This window comes from Acidovorax sp. KPB24-07 (assembly GCF_057543315.1).
On the sequence record NZ_BAAJYS010000725.1, the window covers coordinates 1 to 1099 of the forward strand.

The 1099-nt window shown below is 71.2% G+C and carries 1 protein-coding gene; it reads left to right on the forward strand.

The genetic code is table 11. From position 1 onward, the window contains the following. Positions 1-2 precede the first annotated feature (2 nt). Positions 3-1099, forward strand: a 1097-nt coding sequence (locus AC27IQ_RS25310) for a 5-(carboxyamino)imidazole ribonucleotide synthase (protein ID WP_487091270.1), incomplete at its 3' end; no start/stop codon positions are given.

Here is a 1099-nt window from a genome sequence, read left to right on the forward strand (position 1 = left end):
TGCTGCCCGGCAGCACGCTCGGCGTGGTGGGCGGCGGCCAGCTCGGCCGCATGTTCGTGCACGCGGCGCAGGCCATGGGCTACTTCACGGCCGTGCTGGATGCCGACGCCGACAGCCCCGCCGGCCGGGTGAGCCACCACCACGTCCGCACCGCCTACGAGGACCCGGACGGCCTCGCCCGGCTGGCCGGCCTGTGCGATGCCATCACGACCGAATTCGAGAACGTGCCGGCCCAGGCGCTGCGCACGCTGGGCGCCGAGCGCCCGGTGGCACCGGCGGCGAGCGCCGTGGCCATTGCGCAGGACCGCGCCCAGGAGAAAGCCCATTTCGTGCGCTGCGGCGTGCCCTGCGCGCCCTACGCGGTGATCGAGACCGCCGCCGATCTGGCGGCCGTGGCGCCCGATCTTCTGCCCGGCATCCTGAAGACGGCGCGCATGGGCTACGACGGCAAGGGCCAGTCCCGCGTGAAGACGCCGGCCGAACTCGCCGCCGCGTGGCAGGCCATGGGCGGCGTGCCCTGCGTGCTGGAAAAGATGCTGCCCCTGGCCCTCGAATGCTCGGTGATCGTGGCGCGCGGCGCCGACGGCACCTGCGTGCACCTGCCCGTGCAGCGCAACCTGCACCGGGACGGCATTCTGGCGGTCACCGAGGTTTACGAGGGAAATGTGCCTCATGCCATAGTGGAACATGCCGTCGACGCTTCCAAATCGATAGCAAACGGCCTGAATTACGTGGGTGTGCTGTGCGTGGAGTTCTTCGTGCTCGACGGCGGCGAACTGGTGGTCAACGAGATCGCCCCGCGCCCGCACAACAGCGGCCACTACAGCCAGAACGCATGCGACGTCTCGCAGTTCGAATTGCAGGTGCGCACCATGGCCGGCCTGCCGCTCACGCAGCCGCGCCAGCACAGCCCCGCCGTCATGCTCAACCTGCTGGGCGACCTGTGGTTCACGCACGGCCCGCACGCCCGCACGCCCGCCTGGGACGCGGTGCTGGCGCTGCCGGGCACGCACCTGCACCTGTACGGCAAGGCCGACGCCAAGCCCGGCCGCAAGATGGGCCACCTGAACGTGACGGCCCCGACCGCCGAGGCCGCGCG